Source organism: Acetobacter fallax, from assembly GCF_011516735.1.
GTDB classification, from domain to species: Bacteria; Pseudomonadota; Alphaproteobacteria; order Acetobacterales; family Acetobacteraceae; genus Acetobacter; species Acetobacter fallax.
This window is the reverse complement of record NZ_WOSX01000126.1, coordinates 1-1067: the sequence shown is the minus strand read 5'-3', so window position 1 is coordinate 1067 and position 1067 is coordinate 1. Positions and strand designations below refer to the sequence as shown.

Here is a 1067-nt window from a genome sequence, read left to right as displayed (position 1 = left end):
ACTCGTCGCTCTCGCATACAACTGCAAAAGAATGGCACGGCTTCAAACAGCATAAGCCGGGTCAGCCTCGGCGTTATCAGCCGCAAAATGCCCAACCCGACAGGCTGCTAGGCTCAGGACCTGTTAATTTATTGAACTGAGTGGGGCATTGTGATTCACAGGCTTACCGATGGAGGTGAGGCTATGAGTGACGTGTTTTTGCTGTCTGAGAGCCAGATGGAACGGATCAGGCCGTTTTTCCCTCTGTCCCATGGGGTTCCCCGTGTGGATGACCGTCGTGTCCTGAGCGGGATTATTTACGTGATCCGCAATGGTCTTCAGTGGAAAGACGCTCCGAAAGCGTATGGTCCGCACAAGACCTTATACAACCGCTTTATCCGGTGGAGCCGCCTGGGTGTCTTTGACCGGATCTTTGTCGCCCTGACAGGACAGGCTGGCCGTTCGAAGCGTCTGATGATTGATGCGACACATCTCAAAGCACACCGGACAGCAGCCTCCCTGCTTAAAAAGGGGTTTTTCCCCGCCATATCGGACGCACGAAAGGCGGATTGAACTCAAAGCTGCATGCCGTGTGTGATGGCCAGGGCCGACCTGTCCGCTTGTATCTGACTGCTGGACAGGTCAGTGACTTCAAAGGGGCAGATGTTCTTCTGGCGGACCTGCCGGAAGGAACAGAAGAGGTCATCGGGGATCGGGGTTATGACAGCAACCGGATCAGACGATCTCTTGTCGAACGGAACATTACCGCCTGCATTCCACCGAGGAAGAACCGGAAATCAAAGCCATCTTACGAATGGCACCTGTATAAAAAGCGCCACCTTATCGAAAACATGTTCGCAAAGCTGAAAGACTGGCGACGTGTAGCGACCAGATACGACCGGTGCGCTCATACATTCATGTCTGCAATCCACATCGCAGCAAGCTTCATCTTCTACCTCAAAGAATGAGTCCTGAGCCTAGCACTACAGTTGCATATTATGTTGTGAGTGAGCGCGGATAGCAGTGGCCTGATGTGTTCGTCGAAAGACGGACCATCTGAGGATGTGGGCTACGGGCAGTCTGCGTTG

General features: G+C 53.3%; 1 protein-coding gene. It reads left to right on the top strand.

Features of this window, described 5'->3' with window-relative positions; genetic code table 11:
• The first annotated feature begins 183 nt into the window (after positions 1-183).
• Positions 184-947 (top strand): IS5 family transposase gene (locus GOB85_RS18780; RefSeq protein ID WP_173578872.1). Its coding sequence is split into 2 segments (ribosomal slippage): positions 184-517 and positions 517-947, totalling 765 coding nucleotides; the frame shifts between segments, so codons are not numbered across the junction.
• The last annotated feature ends 120 nt before the right edge of the window (positions 948-1067 follow it).